The sequence below is a fragment of the Ruegeria sp. F5 genome, from assembly GCF_056533845.1.
In genome coordinates this window covers 44,017-60,209 of sequence record NZ_JBQFOU010000008.1, presented here as the reverse complement: position 1 = coordinate 60,209, position 16,193 = coordinate 44,017, and the positions used below count along the sequence as shown (strand labels likewise).

The 16,193-nt window shown below is 60.9% G+C and carries 17 protein-coding genes and 1 pseudogene; 8 read left to right on the top strand and 10 right to left on the bottom strand.

Translation table 11 applies throughout. The annotated features are described in order from the left end of the window. Nucleotides 1–21: 21 nt before the first annotated feature. Nucleotides 22–1,518 (bottom strand): PAS-domain containing protein, encoded by a 1,497-nt coding sequence (locus ACR0K1_RS13745; RefSeq protein WP_480851074.1) that lies wholly within the window; start codon nt 1,516–1,518, stop codon nt 22–24. Nucleotides 1,519–1,585: 67 nt separating this feature from the next. Beyond that, the gene (gene regB, locus ACR0K1_RS13740) at nt 1,586–2,983 is read right to left on the bottom strand and encodes a sensor histidine kinase RegB (protein ID WP_480611828.1); all 1,398 of its coding nucleotides are present in this window, start codon (nt 2,981–2,983) and stop codon (nt 1,586–1,588) included. 91 nt (nt 2,984–3,074) lie between these two features. Here regB and ACR0K1_RS13735 point away from each other — a divergent pair, with 91 nt between their 5' ends. Both ACR0K1_RS13735 and ACR0K1_RS13730 read left to right on the top strand, forming a co-directional pair. Further along, nucleotides 3,075–3,692, top strand: a complete 618-nt coding sequence (locus ACR0K1_RS13735) for an SCO family protein (RefSeq protein ID WP_480851073.1) — start codon at nt 3,075–3,077, stop codon at nt 3,690–3,692. An 85-nt stretch (nt 3,693–3,777) separates the two neighbouring features. Continuing rightward, nucleotides 3,778–4,332 (top strand): ActR/PrrA/RegA family redox response regulator transcription factor, encoded by a 555-nt coding sequence (locus ACR0K1_RS13730; RefSeq protein WP_050604676.1) that lies wholly within the window; start codon nt 3,778–3,780, stop codon nt 4,330–4,332. A gap of 89 nt (nt 4,333–4,421) precedes the next feature. On the opposite strand, the gene ACR0K1_RS13725 is transcribed toward ACR0K1_RS13730, so the two are convergent. Together ACR0K1_RS13725 and ACR0K1_RS13720 are read right to left on the bottom strand one after the other, a co-directional pair. Next, nucleotides 4,422–4,964: a hypothetical protein gene (locus ACR0K1_RS13725; RefSeq protein ID WP_480851072.1), complete on the bottom strand. Its 543-nt coding sequence runs from the start codon at nt 4,962–4,964 to the stop codon at nt 4,422–4,424. 79 nt (nt 4,965–5,043) lie between these two features. Next, nucleotides 5,044–5,637 carry an HD domain-containing protein gene (locus ACR0K1_RS13720; RefSeq protein WP_480611825.1) on the bottom strand — a complete coding sequence of 198 codons (594 nt, stop codon included), beginning with the start codon at nt 5,635–5,637 and terminating at the stop codon, nt 5,044–5,046. A gap of 208 nt (nt 5,638–5,845) precedes the next feature. On the opposite strand from ACR0K1_RS13720, the gene ACR0K1_RS13715 reads away from it, so the two are divergent. The 3 genes from ACR0K1_RS13715 (at nt 5,846) to ACR0K1_RS13705 (ending at nt 8,413) form a co-directional block, all read left to right on the top strand. Next, nucleotides 5,846–6,160 (top strand): hypothetical protein, encoded by a 315-nt coding sequence (locus tag ACR0K1_RS13715; RefSeq protein ID WP_480611824.1) that lies wholly within the window; start codon nt 5,846–5,848, stop codon nt 6,158–6,160. Nucleotides 6,161–6,264: 104 nt separating this feature from the next. Then, complete coding sequence (gene ahcY / locus ACR0K1_RS13710; protein WP_480612389.1) at nt 6,265–7,653, top strand: adenosylhomocysteinase; 1,389 nt, start codon at nt 6,265–6,267, stop codon at nt 7,651–7,653. Nucleotides 7,654–7,666: 13 nt separating this feature from the next. Then, nucleotides 7,667–8,413 carry an extensin-like domain-containing protein gene (locus ACR0K1_RS13705; protein ID WP_480611823.1) on the top strand — a complete coding sequence of 249 codons (747 nt, stop codon included), beginning with the start codon at nt 7,667–7,669 and terminating at the stop codon, nt 8,411–8,413. Nucleotides 8,414–8,420: 7 nt separating this feature from the next. On the opposite strand, the pseudogene ACR0K1_RS13700 reads toward ACR0K1_RS13705, so the two are convergent. Beyond that, nucleotides 8,421–9,068: pseudogene (locus tag ACR0K1_RS13700) on the bottom strand (DUF899 family protein). Nucleotides 9,069–9,282: 214 nt separating this feature from the next. Here ACR0K1_RS13700 and ACR0K1_RS13695 point away from each other — a divergent pair. Then, nucleotides 9,283–9,624 (top strand): DUF2853 family protein, encoded by a 342-nt coding sequence (locus ACR0K1_RS13695; protein ID WP_480611821.1) that lies wholly within the window; start codon nt 9,283–9,285, stop codon nt 9,622–9,624. A 214-nt stretch (nt 9,625–9,838) separates the two neighbouring features. Here the strand turns inward: ACR0K1_RS13695 and ACR0K1_RS13690 are convergent, their stop codons facing one another. From ACR0K1_RS13690 to tsaD, 5 genes are all read right to left on the bottom strand, one after another. Beyond that, a complete protein-coding gene (locus ACR0K1_RS13690) occupies nt 9,839–11,122 on the bottom strand; it encodes a hypothetical protein (protein ID WP_480851071.1) in 1,284 nt (427 codons plus the stop codon). Nucleotides 11,123–11,287: 165 nt separating this feature from the next. After that, complete coding sequence (locus ACR0K1_RS13685; protein ID WP_480611819.1) at nt 11,288–11,710, bottom strand: EVE domain-containing protein; 423 nt, start codon at nt 11,708–11,710, stop codon at nt 11,288–11,290. Beyond that, nucleotides 11,710–11,979 carry a YciI family protein gene (locus ACR0K1_RS13680; RefSeq protein ID WP_480611818.1) on the bottom strand — a complete coding sequence of 90 codons (270 nt, stop codon included), beginning with the start codon at nt 11,977–11,979 and terminating at the stop codon, nt 11,710–11,712. Before ACR0K1_RS13680 ends, ACR0K1_RS13685 begins: the two co-directional genes overlap by 1 nt. Nucleotide 11,980: 1 nt before the next feature. Beyond that, a complete protein-coding gene (locus ACR0K1_RS13675; protein WP_480611817.1) occupies nt 11,981–12,940 on the bottom strand; it encodes an NAD(P)H-dependent glycerol-3-phosphate dehydrogenase in 960 nt (319 codons plus the stop codon). Continuing rightward, nucleotides 12,937–14,034, bottom strand: coding sequence for a tRNA (adenosine(37)-N6)-threonylcarbamoyltransferase complex transferase subunit TsaD (gene tsaD, locus ACR0K1_RS13670; protein WP_480851070.1), 1,098 nt, complete (start codon nt 14,032–14,034; stop codon nt 12,937–12,939). The genes ACR0K1_RS13675 and tsaD overlap by 4 nt, the downstream gene beginning before the upstream one ends. 96 nt (nt 14,035–14,130) lie before the next feature. Between tsaD and ACR0K1_RS13665 the strand changes: the two genes are divergently transcribed. Together ACR0K1_RS13665 and ACR0K1_RS13660 are read left to right on the top strand one after the other, a co-directional pair. Beyond that, nucleotides 14,131–14,844 carry a uroporphyrinogen-III synthase gene (locus ACR0K1_RS13665; protein ID WP_480611816.1) on the top strand — a complete coding sequence of 238 codons (714 nt, stop codon included), beginning with the start codon at nt 14,131–14,133 and terminating at the stop codon, nt 14,842–14,844. Between the two features lie 54 nt (nt 14,845–14,898). Then, nucleotides 14,899–16,191, top strand: coding sequence for a COG4223 family protein (locus tag ACR0K1_RS13660; RefSeq protein ID WP_480851068.1), 1,293 nt, complete (start codon nt 14,899–14,901; stop codon nt 16,189–16,191). Nucleotides 16,192–16,193: the final 2 nt, after the last annotated feature.

Genomic DNA, 16,193 nt, shown 5'->3' with positions numbered 1-16,193 from the left:
CCTGACCGGCTGCAACCCGGTTCAGGCCGGGACCTGTTGGATCCCGGTTTTTTCGTCGACGGAAAACCGCACGATGGTTGCGCCGTTCTGCATCGGTGTCACCGTGCAGTCCAGCGTCTGCCCGCTGCGCATGCGGATTTCGGCAGACCATTCCGCGCGGTCTTCGCGCATTTCCACGAAATCCCGAATCTCACCCAGAATGGGGGTGGCGACGCAGTGGTCCTGCCATTTCCGTGTCACATCGATCACCGAGTCCATCGCGAACCCGGTTTCATCCGTGTCCCCCCAGAGCTGCTGATAGGCATAGTTGGTCAGCGCCAGCGAGCCATCGTCCGAAAATACGGCAATCGCGTCTGCCAGCTTGTCGAGGATGGATTGCATCAGATCCATCTCGGACCGGAACCGGCGGGTCAGGGTGATCTCGGCGGTGATATCCTCGAACAGAAAGGCCACGGCCCCGTCCGGGTGCGGCCTGCCGCTGACCGAATAGACCGAGCCCGAGGGCAGGGACCATGTTTCCTGATAATTGCCGTCTTCCGCCGCTTCCAGCAGGTCGTTCATCTGATTGCGCCAGCTTCGGTAATTCTTGGGCTCGGGCATCATGTTCTGATCGCGCAACCGGTCGAAAAAGCCCGACAGGCTGGGACGGCAGCTTAGGAAGTCGGGGGGCAGGCTGGTCAGGTCGATCAGGGCCGGGTTGAACAGCGCCAACTGGCGGTTGCGGTCGAAAATGGCCAAGCCGATCGAGAGCTGCGCAAAGGTCTTGGTCATGGTCTGGACAAATTTGCGCTGCGCCGTCTCGGCCTCGACAATGGCGTTGATATCGACGGCGTAGAACAGGCGACCGCCCTGATGATGAACCTGTGTCAGATCGAACCAGAGCTTTTGAGGGCTGCCCGCAACCTGGGCCGCGACGCGGGTTTTTTCGCTGAGCCGCGCGTCGTCGCGGATATCGGGAAACAGCGGGTCCGTCAGATCGGCGTCCTGACCCCGCACTTTCCGGACCAAACCGACATAGGCCGCATTGCACCAGCGGACCTGAGCCTCATCATCCAGCAGCCAGACCGGATACGGGGCCCGGTCCATGGCCAGCCGGGTCGGGTCGTCGCTGTCGCGCCGGGTGTTGGCAGTGGGATTGGCCAGCGCGCATAGCCGCACGCGCACAACCCCGTCGATCCATTCGCACAGCACCTCACGCTCGACCGTGCAATCGATGGCCGAGACCAAAAGCCTGCCCTGATCGCGCACGGTTTCGGGGGTTTCGGGAAAGGCCGGGAAGTCGCGGCGCAGCAGACGCCGCAGATCATCCCAGTTGCCGACGGTTTCAAACCCTTCCAGCGCGATATCCGAATGGCTGATCAGCCGGTCGCGGTCAAACAGGAAAACCGCATCGTCAGATAAAGGTGCGGTCAGCAGACCAAAGCTTTCATCGCGCCGGTGCGGGCGCGGCATCAGCCACAGCACCGCAAGACCGCAGGACATCAGGCTGATCGTGGCCAGAATGATCCAGTCGGCCATAGAACCCTCCTAGCCTGTTTTCGACTGGACGGGACTATGACCTTCAATTGGTTAACGGCGTCTTAATTCAAATCCGGATCTGCTGATTGAGGCCGGAGGGTACCGGAGTGTCGCCCGTCTGAGCGTCGATCAGATTGCGCGGCCACGCGACCTTGACGATCGCGCCCTTGCGGTCGGGGTGGTCCGACAGTCTCTGATAAGGGTCGGCGCCGTTGGCAAAATCCAGTTCCGCCCCGCTGCGTTCCAGCAGCGTTTTGGCGATGAACAGACCCAGACCCATGCCTTCGTATTCCGGGCGGGTGGGCTGATCGGTCTCGGCCCGTCTGCGGCGCACGAACGGGTCGCCGATCCGCCCGATCAGATGCGGCGGATACCCGCGCCCGTCATCCATGATGGTGACGGTGATCCGCTCGAGCGTCCATTCCGCTTCGACCCAGACATTGGCGCGGGCGAAATCCACCGCGTTCTGGATCAGGTTGCGCAACCCGTGAATGATCTCGGGCTTGCGCAGGATCGAGGGTTGCTGCACATCACCGTCCTGTGCGGGGCCTTCGGCAAAATGGACCATCTTGCCCCGGTCGATATGAGGTTCAGCCGCTTCGTGAACAACCGTGGACAGGGGGGCTTGCCGCAGATGCAGGTCGTCTTTGCCGGCCCGCCCCATGTCGCGCAGGATATCGCGGCAACGGTCGGCCTGTTCGCGGATCAGGGCGGCATCCTCTTTCAGGTCGGGCCGGTCGTCCAGTTCCTCGATCAGTTCGGAACTGGTCAGCTTGATCGTCGCCAGCGGTGTGCCCAGCTCATGCGCGGCGGCGGCGACGACGCCACCCAGATCGGTCAGCTTCTGCTCGCGCGCCAGCGCCATATGAGTGGCCGAGAGCGCCTCGGACATCGATTGCACCTCGGAACTGACCCGGTGGGAATACGCGCCGATGAACACAATGGCGATGATGATCGCGGCCCAGTTTCCGAACAGCAGGATGTCGGGGATATCCAGCACAAGGCCCATATCGGTCCGCAGCGGCAGGTGAAACTCGGCCAGCAATGAGGTCACGATGATCGCGACACCGCCGATGATCAGGGTGGACCGGGTGCTCATGACATTGGCCGAGATTGTCACCGGCCCCAGCAGCAGCAAGGCGAAAGGGTTGTTCAGCCCGCCGGTCAGGTACAGAAGAATCGCAAGCTGCAGCAGGTCGAACAGCACCATCAGGAAGTTTTCGAACTCGGACAGGCGCTTGTTCTGGGGAAACAGCAGAATGGCGGTCAGGTTGCCCATGACAGAAACACCGATCACCAGATAGCACAGCACCAGTTCAAGCTGCACATGGTAATATTGCTGGGCCACGGTGATGGCGGTGAACTGGCCGATAATGGCCACCCATCGCAGCAGGATCAGGGTGCGTAACCGAATCCAGCTGCTGCGTCCCTGGCCGCGCCAAAAGCTCTGGTTGGAATCTGCCATCGGTCTATTATGTCCTGTTGCATCGGCTGTTCATCTTGATAGGTGTCCCGGTCGAAACGTTCAACAACCCCTAAAATTTGGGACCCGCGCCATGACCCGCCTTTACGCCATACTTGCAACCGTTGTTCTGGCCGTGGGTCTTGGGGCGATGTGGCTGCTGACGGGTCGTGGCGCGGACGACAAGTACGCGCAGTGCCGGACCGGCCAGATCGCCGGCGGCACGGCTGCCATCGGCGGGCCCTTCGAACTGGTGAACGGCGCGGGCGAGACCGTCACGGACAAGGATGTGATCACCGAACCAACGCTGGTTTACTTCGGCTACACCTTCTGCCCGGATGTCTGCCCCTTCGATATGTCGCGTAACGCCGAGGCCGTGGACATTCTGGCCGAACGCGGCCTGTCGGTCACGCCGCTGTTCATCTCGGTCGACCCGGATCGCGACACGCCCGAGGTGATCGGCGACTATGCCTTCAACCTGCACGAACGCATGATCGCGCTGACCGGCTCGCCCCAGCAGGTCGACGCCGCAAGCAAGGCCTACAAGACCTACTACAAGGCCCATGACAAAAGTGACGAGTACTATCTGGTGGATCACTCCACCTTCACCTATCTCGTCACGCCCGAGGATGGGTTTCTGGAATTCTTCAAGCGCGATGACACCGCCGAGCAGATGGCGGACAAGGTCGGTTGTTTTATTGAACAGATGTAACTTGACGGCCTGTTTGACGTTTGAAATGGCGCTGCTATTACTCATGTTCAAGCCAAAGGCATGAAATAGCGGAAAGACCCAACATATGGCAGACAGTTCCCAGCTTGATATCGGCCCTGACAAATCCCTGCTTCTGGTAGATGATGATGAGCCGTTTCTGAGACGTCTGGCCAAAGCCATGGAAAAGCGCGGGTTCGAGGTTGAAACCGCCGGTTCCGTCGCCGCGGGCCGCGCCATTTCCACCGCCCGCCCGCCTGCCTATGCCGTGGTGGACCTGCGGCTTGAGGATGGCAACGGTCTGGACGTGGTCGAAGTGCTGCGCGAAAAGCGCCCCGACAGCCGGGTCGTGGTGCTGACCGGATACGGCGCGATTGCCACCGCCGTCGCCGCTGTGAAGATCGGCGCGACGGATTACCTGTCAAAACCCGCCGACGCCACCGACATCACCAACGCGCTGCTGGCCAAGGGCGACGAGTTGCCCCCGCCGCCGGAAAACCCCATGAGCGCAGATCGCGTGCGCTGGGAGCATATCCAGCGGGTGTATGAGCTGTGCGACCGGAACGTCTCGGAAACCGCGCGGAGGCTGAACATGCACCGCCGGACGTTGCAGCGGATTTTGGCGAAGCGCAGCCCGCGGTAATGAGCGTTGAACGAGCAAAGATCTGAAGCAGGCTTCTGTTCAGAGGATATTCTTTTAGTCTGCAAAGCGGACTAAGCGGACATCTATCCTCAATGAATGTCGTTCTGGTTTGCGGGAACTCTTGGCACATCTATCGCCAAGGAACTGACCCATTTACATTCGTGGCCGATACGCGCAGCGATGATCCGGTCTTCAACATGACTTGCCTCCCAAACAGCAACGCATTCCAATTCAAGGCACTCGCTCAGAAGCGCTGGCCGTTCCCAGCCTTGCTCAGCAAAGTCTGAATGATAAAGCGAAAGAGCCCCGGAAATTTTGTCCTGCTTGAAACGGTAATCTTCGTTCATCACATCACTTCGAGGCTCAACCCGGCCAACATTCAGCCAAAAACCTCTACTAATAACGTCACGATAGACAAAGGACTTGAACAATATCGGCAGGTGAATCAAATCTTCGATTGCCGGGCGTTCTGAGAAATATCCTTCAAAAACCGCGACGAAATACTCTTCCCCAAGTTGCCCATATGCCCAACAGTTTTCAGCTATTGGAATCTCAACTAACGCCCCAGCTTGCCAGCGCTGCCGTTTAGTAGCTTGGCCTCTTTGTGCTCGAAGAAAGTTATTCGTGTCCATGCTTCGTGCATCGCACGCTGAGTACCTATTCTCAATGTCAAAGAAAGGCTCACAGCCGCCACTAGATGAAGTTGGATTTCTATAGAAGTTTTATCAGCACCTCATGCCGCTCCATATACGCCCGCCGCACCTCAACCGGTGGGCGCAAAGTAATCCCTAACCCCTCCATCACCACCTTATCAGGGCGACCGAAGAACTTCGTGGCTTCGGCCTCGGAAAACCCCGCGATCTGCGTGGCTTCCATCCAGGCGCTGATCTTGTCGGCTTTCTTTATCTGCCGTTTAACCGTTTTCGGAATCTCCGCAGGCAGGCCGAACCTGATATGGATGGCCGCCGCCAGCCGGTCGTCCAGCGTGCCGTAATCCGGCCCGACGGCGGATTTGACCGGCGAAATCATATCTCCGATCACATATTCCGGCGCGTCATGTAACAAAGCCGCGAGCCGCCATTTGGCCGGGGCTTTTGGCGCGATCCGGCCAAAAAGTTCTTCGACCAGCAGGGAATGTTCTGCCACGGAATAGGCGAAATCGCCGCCCGTTTGCCCGTTCCAGCGCGCCACAAAGGCCAGTCCGTGGGCGATATCTTCGATCTCGATATCAACCGGCGTCGGGTCCAGCAGATCGAGCCTGCGGCCTGACAGCATTCTCTGCCACGCTCGGGGTTGTGTTGCCATTCTGCCATGCCTTGTGAAGTTGGACACATTTTAATCGTATTTTTAGTGCTATGATGTACCTGTCTGGGTCACTCGCTGCCAACGTTTTCTTGAGCATTCGTGCTTTGAATGCGCAGGCTGCGATCCCGACATAAAGGACTGAGGGGGGCGCATACTCCTCCCAGTGTGCCCTCCTCGAACCTGAACCACGGATCGAAAGGAGCATGCTATGTTCAAACGTCTCTTTGCAATCGCCATGACCTTCGGGATGGCCGCTACCGCCCCGCCCGCCTTTGCCCAGAATTGTGCAGAGCGCGAGCATGTGATCACAAAACTGAAAGACAGCTATTCCGAAGAGCTGGCATTCGGTGGTTTGCAGAAAACACGCGGCGCGCAGTCGGTCATGGAGGTCTGGACCTCGGAGGAAACGGGAAGTTACACCGTCCTTGTGACCCACGCGAACGGCATTAGTTGTATTGTCGCCGTTGGCACCGATTTTTTCCAAGCGATCCCGAAGATCAAGGTCGAGGGTACGCCCAGCTGATTTTGGCTGTGTAAACATCCGGTTTTCGGTCATTCACATTGCCACCTGCCCCAAGGAATGCTAGGGGCAGCCCGAACTGTGATTTGCCGTGAATGGAGCACCTGATGGCCGGGGACTATATCGTTAAAGACATTTCGCTGGCCGGGTTCGGCCGCAAGGAACTGGACATTGCCGAAACCGAAATGCCGGGTCTGATGGCCTTGCGTGCGGAATACGGCGAAAGCAAACCGTTGAGCGGCGCGCGCATTGTCGGCTCGCTTCACATGACCATCCAAACTGCTGTTCTGATCGAAACGCTGGTGGCGCTGGGCGCGGATGTGCGCTGGGCGTCGTGCAACATCTTCTCGACCCAGGATCACGCGGCGGCCGCGATTGCCGAGGCGGGCATTCCGGTCTTTGCCATCAAGGGTCAGACGCTGGAAGAGCATTGGGATTACCTGGACAAATCCTTCCTGTTTGCAGACGGCCCGAACATGATCCTGGACGATGGCGGCGATGCGACGCTGTACATCCTGCTGGGTGCACGGGCCGAAGCGGGTGAGGACATCATTCCAGTACCGGGTTCGGAAGAAGAAGAGGTGATCAAAAAGCAGATTGCCAAGCGCATGGCGGCATCGCCGGGCTGGTTCACCAAGATGCGCGACCAAATTCAGGGCGTGTCCGAGGAAACCACCACCGGTGTGAACCGCCTGTATCAGCTGGTCAAAGATGGCCACCTGCCGTTCCCGGCGATCAACGTGAACGACAGCGTCACCAAGTCGAAGTTCGACAACAAATACGGCTGCAAGGAATCGCTGGTCGATGGCATCCGCCGCGCCACCGACACCATGATGGCTGGTAAGGTTGCCGTGGTTTGCGGCTATGGCGACGTGGGCAAAGGCTCGGCTGCCAGCTTGCGCGGTGCGGGGGCCCGTGTGAAGGTCACCGAAGTTGACCCGATCTGCGCCCTGCAGGCGGCGATGGACGGGTTCGAAGTCACCTTGCTGGAGGACGAAGTTGCCAGCGCTGATATCTTCATTACCACCACCGGCAACAAGGACGTGATCCGCATCGAGCATATGCGCGAGATGAAGGACATGGCCATCGTCGGCAATATCGGCCATTTCGACAACGAAATTCAGGTGGCCAGCCTGAAGAACCACAAATGGACCAACATCAAGGAACAGGTGGATATGATCGAGATGCCTTCGGGCAACCGCATCATCCTGCTGTCCGAAGGTCGCCTGCTGAACCTCGGCAACGCCACCGGGCACCCCTCGTTCGTGATGTCGGCATCCTTCACCAACCAGGTTCTGGCACAGATCGAGCTGTTCACCAAGGGCGATCAGTACAACAACGAGGTCTACATCCTGCCCAAGCATCTGGACGAGAAAGTCGCCCGCCTGCATCTGGACCGGATCGGCGTGAAGCTGACCCAGATGGACAGCGAACAGGCGGCCTATATCGGCGTGAAGCCCGAAGGGCCGTATAAGCCGGAACATTACCGCTACTAAGCGCGGGTCGGGTATGACCAAAACGTCTGGACGCCGCCGGATTCTGCATCTGGCGGCGTCTTTCTTTTCGATCATTGTATTTCTATGTCTTATTGGGTCGGCTGGGTATCTGCTGCTGGCGCATCCCAAAACACCGGTGCCATCGCATTGGAACCCGCTGCGCGAGTTGAAAGTGACCGCACCCGTCACGCCAGTCACCCGGTTTCAGCTGAACCGGGCGCTGGCGGATGAGGCGCAGTGCCGGGCCACCTTGTCCGAGGCTGGTGTATCCTTCGCGGCGATGGAGGATCTGGTCGTGGATGAAAACTGCGGTATCACGGGCCGGGGTCTGCTGTCCGGGCTGGTGACTTCGCGTATAGAACCGGTCGAAACCAGCTGCACAACCACATTGCGGCTGGCCATGTGGGACCATCACGTGGTCCAGCCTGCGGCACAAAACCTGCTGGGCACGTCCGCCACCCGATTGCAGCATGTGGGCAGCTACAATTGCCGCCGGATGCGCTCGGCGCAGGGGCAGGACAACGGATGGAGCAGCCACGCCACGGCGGATGCGATTGACATCAAAGGGGTGCAATTCGCCGATGGGCGCAGCCTGACCCTGCTGTCTGATTGGGGTGCGGACGGGCCGGAAGGCGCGTTCCTGCGCCAGATCTGGCGCGGGGCCTGTGACTGGTTCCGCGTGGTTCTGGGGCCGGATTTCAACCGCTTGCATGCCGACCATTTTCACCTGCAAGGCCCCGGCTGGGGCTATTGCCGATAGGCGCGGCTTAGCGCAGGGACGGAAAAAAATCGCCGCGCCCGTTTGGGGTCAGGTCCAGAATGTTCCACAGCGGCCAGGCCGCATCCACATGGCGGGGGTGCCAGTCGCTGGGTTCAAAGAACAGCTCGGAGCTCCAGAAATGCCGGATACCGGCCTCGTCCTTCTGAAAGACGTTCAGAATGGGCAACTGGCTGCCATCCTCGCTCTCGGCCAGATAATCGCGCTGATACGTTGTGCCCAGCGCGGAATAGAGCGGCAGGTCCTGCTATCCCATCCGGGTTTTGAGCGCGCGCAGTTTTTCGGGCGTGTTTTGTGCCACCACGGATATGGCGATGGTCCGCGTAATATGCGCAACCTGCCCGTTCAGCCCGTCCAGAAAGGCGGAACACATGGGGCAGGGCTGGTCGGCATCCGGCCCGTACATCAGCGAATAGATGGCCAGCGTGTCATGCGACCCGAAGAGCGACGACAAGGGCGCGGCACCCCCGTCCGGATCCTGAAAGGCATAATCCTGCGGAACAGTCCCGCCCTGCGGCAATGTACGGCGCAGGGCAGCGACCTGTTCCACCTGCGCGCGCAGTTCGGCCTCGGCGGCCAACAATCGGTTGCGGGCGGTTCGATATTCGGGGCTTTCATTGGGCAAGGAAACGGGCATGGGACTCTCCTGACAGGGGTTTAACAATCAATTTAACACAAATGTTAAATAACAGAGCATCGAAAATCAACCACCATATCGGCGAGTCTCGGGTTTACGGGGAATGCGCGGAATTTTTCCCTTTGTTAAAAAATCCCCACTGATTACCCTGCCCAAACCTTTTTCAGGGATTTTGAGTGAACGCAGCCTGAACTGCTTGTAGGGAGAGACGTTAATGGGAAAACGCGACGAGCTGATCGCAAAATACGCCGATGATTTGAAGACCAAATGCGGCATGGACCCCGATATGGACTTGCTGACCAGTGTCACCATCGGATGTGGTCCGGCTATTTACGATGCGGATGCAGCGACGGTTGCCGCAAGCCAGGAAAGCGAACTGGAAACCGTCAAGAACAACTTCCTGATCAAAAAGCTGGGCCTGTCGGATGGCCCCGAGCTGATGGAAGGGATCAACAAAGCCATGGAAACCTATGGCATGTCCGAGCGGAACAAATACCGCGCGGTTGTCTATTACATGCTGACCAAGCATTTCGGCAAAGAGTCTGTTTACAGCTAAACCCGCTTTGAGGTGTTTGCGCCCGCCGGACCCTCGGCGGGCGATTTCAATTTGAAACAGAGTTTACGTATTTGGCGTTTGAAGCAAGCCGCAGGAGCGGCTAGCTTTTCCCCATGACCAGGACGGTCAGAACCAAGAGATTCCATCTGCGTGTGGTGAGTAGGGAGCACGCGGGGTAGGGAAGGTTCTGCACTGTCAGAGCCTTCCCAAATTCTTATCCGCCATCGTTCAGAAGCCGCGCTAGGAACCGGTCGAACATTGTCTGTTTCTCGGGCGGCTTGCTTTGTACCGCGCCACCGCTGCCCGCCAGATAAACCTCAATATGTCCGGGGCGGGTTTTGCTGCCGGAGTTGGTGAAATCCCGGGAAATTCCGCCAAGCGCGGCTGCGGCCAGTTCGGCGTTCCTTGCATCGTCGGGATGATAGAACCGAACCTGGGTTTCTCTGACCCTAAAATTCACACGCGCCGTTGCGACCACTTCGGCCTGCTCTCCGGTCAGAACCGCCAGCGCCTTGTTGCTGGCGTCCTCGGACACTCTCGCCGGTACGAATAGGGACACTGCCAACGCTTCGATCTGTTCCTTGGGTATAAGCGGCTTTACCTCGGAAAAGGCCGGGCTGGGAGGTTTCATGCTGTCGCCGGGAAACGGGTCAAGCGCGGTCGGATCGGTTTGCGAGGTGCCGTTCGGGCCGGTTGGGAGGGCTGCCATTGAGACAGAGCTTTGCGGGGAAGGCGGCGGCAACCCAACAGTGTCCTGTGTTTGGGGCGCCGGTACAACACTGAAATATGCCGGAACACTAACTGTGGGCGGTTTGCGAGAATAGGCTGGCTCCGGAACGGTCCGGGCATTCGCCAATGCGACGATCTGGTCCGGCTGCGGCTCGGCGGTGGGTGGCGGGGTGGGAACCGTGTCAGAGGATGCAGACTGCGCCGTTGCGGGCGAGGGGTCCAAGGCCGCATCGGCCTCGGGCAAAAGGGCGGTGTCCTGCGTGCTGGCCAACGGCACATCCAACGGATCCGACGCCTCGGGGTCGGACAGCGAAGCTGACACGACAGCCAAAGGAACGGGCAAATCGTCAACGGGCGCCGCTTCAGATGCCTCTTGCCCCGCGTCCGCGACATCTTCGGCGGTGTTCCAGTTGCTCACGACCTTCGCACCCGCCCAGTGCAGGGCAGCGCCGCAGAACACAGCCGCCGCAAGGGCCGCATATCCGACCCGGATCGGCGCTTTCCGGACAGGTTCCTCTTTGGACTCCACCTCGGGCTCGGGACGCAGTTCTTCCGCGACGATCTTTTCAAGCGTGGTCTGTTCCGGCGATGGCGGAGATTGATCCCAGGCGGGGTCAGACACAGGTTTCCTGGGCGCGTGTCCATTGGCCCCGGCCAGAGCAGCGGCGCGTTGCTTCCGCGCCTCTTTCAGGCGCGCTTCCCAGTTTCTTGCATCTTGCGCAGCAACGGTATCTTCGAACGCCCCATTGCTGCCTGAAACATCAGACATGGGCTCGAACTTCGAAAAAGGACCAACTTGTACTCGGACAACGCCAACAGGTAGGTGTGCAGGTGCGAAATCCGCATCCGACATGCCCCCACATGGCGTAGCCGCAGGATTTATAACATTTTGATATTCATTTGAGAAGATTCGTGCCCGTCAGCACACGCCGCCTCAACCGGGGTCCGTCTGGCCCAGCCTGCAGATCAGCGCCCACTCGGCCTCGGTCACAGGTTGCACCGACAGGCGCGAGTTGCGGACCAGCACCATTTCGGCCAGCCGCTCATCCGCCTTGATCTGGTCCAGCGTTACAGGAGTCGTGAATGGACGCACCGCTTTGATGTCGACGCAGTCCCAGCGGTCGTCATCGGTGGTGCTGTCGGGATGCGCCTCGGCGCAGACCTCGACAATTCCGACAATCGCCTTGTCCTTTTGTGAGTGATAAAAGAACCCCCGGTCGCCCAGTTGCATCTGGCGCATGAAATTGCGCGCCTGATAGTTGCGCACGCCATCCCATTCTTCGCCCGCGTCACCCTTGGCCACCTGCTGATCCCAGCTCCAGGTCGAGGGTTCAGATTTGAACAACCAATACGCCATCAGCCGATCACCCGTTTCCAGGGGATCAACTCGACCGAAGCGAACAACCCGGCCAGCGCATAAGGATCGTTCGCGGCCCAGCCCTGCGCGGCGGCAAGGTCTTCGACGTCCAGAATGATCAGCGAGCCGATCATCGTCTCGCCATCCAGCAGTGGACCGGCCTGTGCAACGACGCCAGTTTCCTCGATATAGGCCAGATGAGCGGCGCGGTTGTCCAGCCGGGTTTGCAGGGCACCGTCCTTGTCACGGGCGATCAGGGCGATCAGCATCTTATTCCTCCTTGAGCGGGCGACCCAGCAGCGATTGAATCGCCTGAGCCACACTGTAGGCCCCATGGCTGAGTTCCGCCACTGTTGTAGAGATGGGCATGTCCAGACCTTCTGCTGCGGCGATCTCCGCCGTGGCGCGGGCGGTGGCGACGCCTTCGACCGTGGTGCTGGCGTCAAAGCTTTGCTGGCGGCCCAGCGACAGGCCATAGCGGTAGTTGCGCGACAGTTCCGACGAACAGGTCAGCACCAGATCGCCCAGGCCGGACAGCCCCATCAGGGTTTCTGGCTGCGCCCGGCGCAGGGCGGCAAAGCGCTGCATTTCGGCGAAACCCCGTGTGATCAGCGCCGCGCGGGCACTGTCGCCGAGGCCTGCGCCGATGCTGGCACCGCTGGCGATCGCCATCACGTTCTTCAACGCACCGCCCAGCTCCGCACCCGCGGTATCCGTGGTGCGGTAGAGGCGCAGATTTGCGGTCGTCAGTTCCGCTTGCAGGGCCTCGCCCAAATTCGAGTCAGCGCAGGCCAGGGTCAGCGCAGTTGGCAGGCCTCGGGCGATATCGTCGGCGAAACTGGGGCCGGTCAGCAAGGCGGGCTGCGCGTCCGGGATGGTCTGGGTGATGACGGCAACCGGACCCATGCCGGTGGAAAGCTCGATCCCCTTGCAGCAGGCGACCAGCGTTTTGCCCGCCAGTGTGTCGGCGTGCCGGGACAGGGCAGACCGCAATTGCTGCATCGGAACCGCCAGCAGCAGCTTGTCCGCCTGCGCGGCAAGGGCAATGTCGGCAGTGACGGAGATACCGGGCGGCAAAGCCACACCCGGCAGGCGCGGGTTTTCGCGCGTTGCGGCCATATGCGCTGCCTGATCCGCATCCCGCGCCCAAAGCGTGACCGGCCCGTTGCCCGCCAGAGAAATTGCCAAGGCAGTGCCAAATGCACCGGACCCCAGAACCGAAACGCTCATGCCTTGGCCCCCTTTTTGCCGCTGCCCAGCATTGCCGGGCTGGTCTGGTCCAGGGGCCAGCGGGGCCGGGCGGTCAGGTCCAGACCGTCCTGCGCGCCGGTGCGAAACCGCTCCATCCCGGCATAGGCGATCATGGCTGCGTTGTCGGTGCACAAGGCCAGAGGCGGGGCGGTGAACCGGGTGTTCGTTTCGTCACAAACAGACTCTAACGCATGGCGAATTGCGGTATTTGCCGCGACCCCTCCGGCCACGGCAATCACCGGTTCAGCCGGGTGTTCCTGCAGATAGAGCGCAATGGCGCGCCGAGATTTTTCGGCCAGCGTGTCGACCACGGCCTGCTGGAACCCGGCGCACAGATCGGCGCGGTCCTGCCGGGTAAGCCCGCCTTTTTCCGACACGATCTGATCGCGCATCCGCATCAGCGCGGTCTTGAGACCGGAAAAGGACAGATCGCAGCCGGGACGGTCCAGCAGAGGTCGCGGAAAGCGGAAGCGCTTGGCATCGCCGGAACGGGCCTCGGCCTCGACCGATGGGCCGCCGGGTTGCGGCAGACCCAGCAGGCGGGCGGTCTTGTCGAAAGCCTCGCCGGGGGCGTCGTCGATTGTGCCGCCCAGCCGGGTGAACTGCTCGGGGCCATGGGCGATCAGGTACTGGCAATGCCCGCCCGACATCAGCAGCATGAGGTAGGGGAACGCAATCCCGTCGGTCAGACGCGGGGTCAGGGCATGACCCGCAAGGTGGTTCACCCCGATCAGTGGCAGCCCGGTTGCGGCGCTTAACCCTTTGGCGCACATCACGCCGGACAGAACGCCGCCGATCAGCCCCGGTCCGGCGGTGACGGCGATGGCGTCCAGATCGGCAAGCGCCAGACCGGCGCCCTCCAGCGCCTGACCCACGCAGACATCCAGCTTTTCCGCATGCGCCCGCGCGGCGATTTCGGGAACCACGCCGCCAAAGGCGCTGTGCAATTCGGTCTGGCCATGCACGACCGAGGACAGGATGTCGGCCCGCGCGCCCTCGGTCTGGCGCACGATTGCGGCGGCTGTATCGTCACAGCTGCTTTCCAACCCCAACACGGTAAGTGTTTGCACCATCGGCCTGATCCGTTGCATCATCGCTGCCAAGCGGGGTATCACCCCGCGCAGACGCAAACAATACCAAGGCCGAGGCGCCGCCCGTTGTATTTGTTGATGACCCGTCCTCGCGCCGCCTCGGAGAGGTTTGTTGCGCAACTGCCGACCCGCACCCGGTCCCGGCTGACGGTGATACATTCCCCCTTGCTGGATATCCGGCCTTTGGACGTGCAGGTGTTGACCGACGGGATGCGGGGCCTGATCTTCACCTCGGCCAATGCGGTCAATGTGGCTGCGTCGCTGCAGGTTTCGCGCAGCCTGCCGGCCTATTGCGTGGGTCCGGCGACGACCGGCACCGCCAAGGGGGCCGGGTGGCAGGCGCAGATGGTCGGTGGAACAGCCGAGGAACTGGTGGCCGCGCTGCTGCAACTCAGACCCCCAAGCCCGCTGCTGCACCTGCGCGGTGAGCATGGCCGGGGCGAGGTTGCCGAACGGCTGACCGAAGCGGGGCTGACCACGATGGAACTGCCGGTCTATCAGCAGCGCCTGTTGCCGCTAACGGACGAGGCGGTCGAAGCGGCAACCGGAAATGCGCCGGTTCTGGCCCCGATATTTTCCCCCCGCACGGCGCGACAATTTGCCGATATCTGGACCGGTTCCGCGCCCCTGTGGCTGGCCGCAATCAGCCACGCAACGGCGGAACCCCTTAAAACCTTGCGGTATGAACGCCTGAGGATCGCCAAAGAGCCGACCCCGAAGAAAATGGGTAAAGCCGTCAAAAAGCTTGTGAAACACGCGATGCGGGTTGAGGGTGAGACAGGCGCGGATTAACCTAGCCGGGTCTGTAGTTCTGGTGATTTTAGAATCGATAAGGGGAATGTGGCGGTGGCTGGTAAGAAGAAATCCGATCAGGAACCGGTGGAAACCCCCGAAACCGATGAGGGTGCCGAAGATGTGACGAACGTCTCGGAACCTGATGTGGCAGAAACCGCTCTTGACCCGGCAGAGCCTGTAGACGAGGCACTTTCCGAAGCCGAAGCCGAAGCCGAAGCCGAAGCCGAAGCCGAAGCCGAAGCCGAAGCCGAAGCCGAAGCCGAAGCCGAAGCCGAAGCCGAAGCCGAAATACTGGCTGAGCAGCCTGACGAGTCCGCAGAACAGAAACCCGCGCCGGTGGAAGAGAAAATCATCGAACGCACCGTCGAAAAACGCGGCGGGTTCATTCCGGCCCTGATTGGCGGCATCGTCGCCGCGGCAATCGGGTTTTTTGCCGGGCGCGGCGATTTGCTTCCGTCCAACGACGCCGGTCCCGATCCGGCGATTGCCGCGCTTGAAAGCAAGCTGGCGGATCAATCGGACCAGATCGCCAAGCTGACCCAGACAGTGGCGGATAGCGGCGATACCTCGGGGCTGTCGGATCAGATCACGGCGCTGTCGGACAAACTGAGCCCCGTGGAAAGCGATCTGGCCGGGGTGAAAACCAGCGTCGAGGCTCTGACCGGGCAGGTGACGCCTTTGTCGGACCGGATCGCTGCGCTGGAGAAAGCGCCGATTGAGGCCAATGTCTCACCCGAAGTCACCGCCGCTTTTGAGGCGGAACTGGAGAAATTGCGCGAATCCCTGACGGCGCAGCGGGCCGAGGTGGAAAAGATGGTCTCGGACGCGCAGGCGCTCGAGGCGAAAGCCGCGGCCGAGTCCAAGGCTGCCACCAATGCGGCTACCCTGTCGCGCCTGCAGGGCCAGTTGGATGCGGGTCAGCCCTATGCTGATCTGGTGGCCGAGTTGAAATCGGGCGGTGTGGATGTGCCGGATGCGCTATCGGGGCCTTCGGAAAAAGGCGTCGAAACCCTGACCTCGCTGCGGGCGTCTTTTGATCCGGCAGCGCGCAGCGCGCTGGCCGATGCGCGGGATGCCGACAAGGGCACCGGGCTGGTGGCCTTCCTGCAGCGCCAGACCGGCGCGCGTTCAGTGACACCGCAGGATGGGGACGGCCCCGATGCGGTTCTGTCACGGGCGCAAGCGGCGCTATCCGAGGGCGACCTGTCCAAGGCACTGACCGATCTGCAATCTCTGCCCGAGGCAGCCCAGACGGCATTGGCCGACTGGATGCAGGCGGCCCAGACCCGGATCGCTGCCGTTGATGCCGCAACGACGCTTGCGTCAAGCCTGAACTCGAACTGAAG

What these genes read in the sequence shown, in the direction of transcription:
- ACR0K1_RS13675 (WP_480611817.1), bottom strand. Translation starts at nt 12,940, where the DNA reads ATGAGCGTTTCGGTTCTGGGGTCCGGTGCATTTGGCACTGCCTTGGCA.
- ACR0K1_RS13715 (WP_480611824.1), top strand. Translation starts at nt 5,846, where the DNA reads ATGTTCAAACGTCTCTTTGCAATCGCCATGACCTTCGGGATGGCCGCT.
- ACR0K1_RS13735 (WP_480851073.1), top strand. Translation starts at nt 3,075, where the DNA reads ATGACCCGCCTTTACGCCATACTTGCAACCGTTGTTCTGGCCGTGGGT.
- ACR0K1_RS13685 (WP_480611819.1), bottom strand. Translation starts at nt 11,710, where the DNA reads ATGGCGTATTGGTTGTTCAAATCTGAACCCTCGACCTGGAGCTGGGAT.
- ACR0K1_RS13720 (WP_480611825.1), bottom strand. Translation starts at nt 5,637, where the DNA reads ATGGCAACACAACCCCGAGCGTGGCAGAGAATGCTGTCAGGCCGCAGG.
- ACR0K1_RS13680 (WP_480611818.1), bottom strand. Translation starts at nt 11,979, where the DNA reads ATGCTGATCGCCCTGATCGCCCGTGACAAGGACGGTGCCCTGCAAACC.
- regB (WP_480611828.1), bottom strand. Translation starts at nt 2,983, where the DNA reads ATGGCAGATTCCAACCAGAGCTTTTGGCGCGGCCAGGGACGCAGCAGC.
- tsaD (WP_480851070.1), bottom strand. Translation starts at nt 14,034, where the DNA reads ATGGTGCAAACACTTACCGTGTTGGGGTTGGAAAGCAGCTGTGACGAT.
- ACR0K1_RS13725 (WP_480851072.1), bottom strand. Translation starts at nt 4,964, where the DNA reads ATGGACACGAATAACTTTCTTCGAGCACAAAGAGGCCAAGCTACTAAA.
- ACR0K1_RS13705 (WP_480611823.1), top strand. Translation starts at nt 7,667, where the DNA reads ATGACCAAAACGTCTGGACGCCGCCGGATTCTGCATCTGGCGGCGTCT.
- ahcY (WP_480612389.1), top strand. Translation starts at nt 6,265, where the DNA reads ATGGCCGGGGACTATATCGTTAAAGACATTTCGCTGGCCGGGTTCGGC.
- ACR0K1_RS13745 (WP_480851074.1), bottom strand. Translation starts at nt 1,518, where the DNA reads ATGGCCGACTGGATCATTCTGGCCACGATCAGCCTGATGTCCTGCGGT.
- ACR0K1_RS13690 (WP_480851071.1), bottom strand. Translation starts at nt 11,122, where the DNA reads ATGTCTGATGTTTCAGGCAGCAATGGGGCGTTCGAAGATACCGTTGCT.
- ACR0K1_RS13730 (WP_050604676.1), top strand. Translation starts at nt 3,778, where the DNA reads ATGGCAGACAGTTCCCAGCTTGATATCGGCCCTGACAAATCCCTGCTT.
- ACR0K1_RS13695 (WP_480611821.1), top strand. Translation starts at nt 9,283, where the DNA reads ATGGGAAAACGCGACGAGCTGATCGCAAAATACGCCGATGATTTGAAG.
- ACR0K1_RS13665 (WP_480611816.1), top strand. Translation starts at nt 14,131, where the DNA reads ATGACCCGTCCTCGCGCCGCCTCGGAGAGGTTTGTTGCGCAACTGCCG.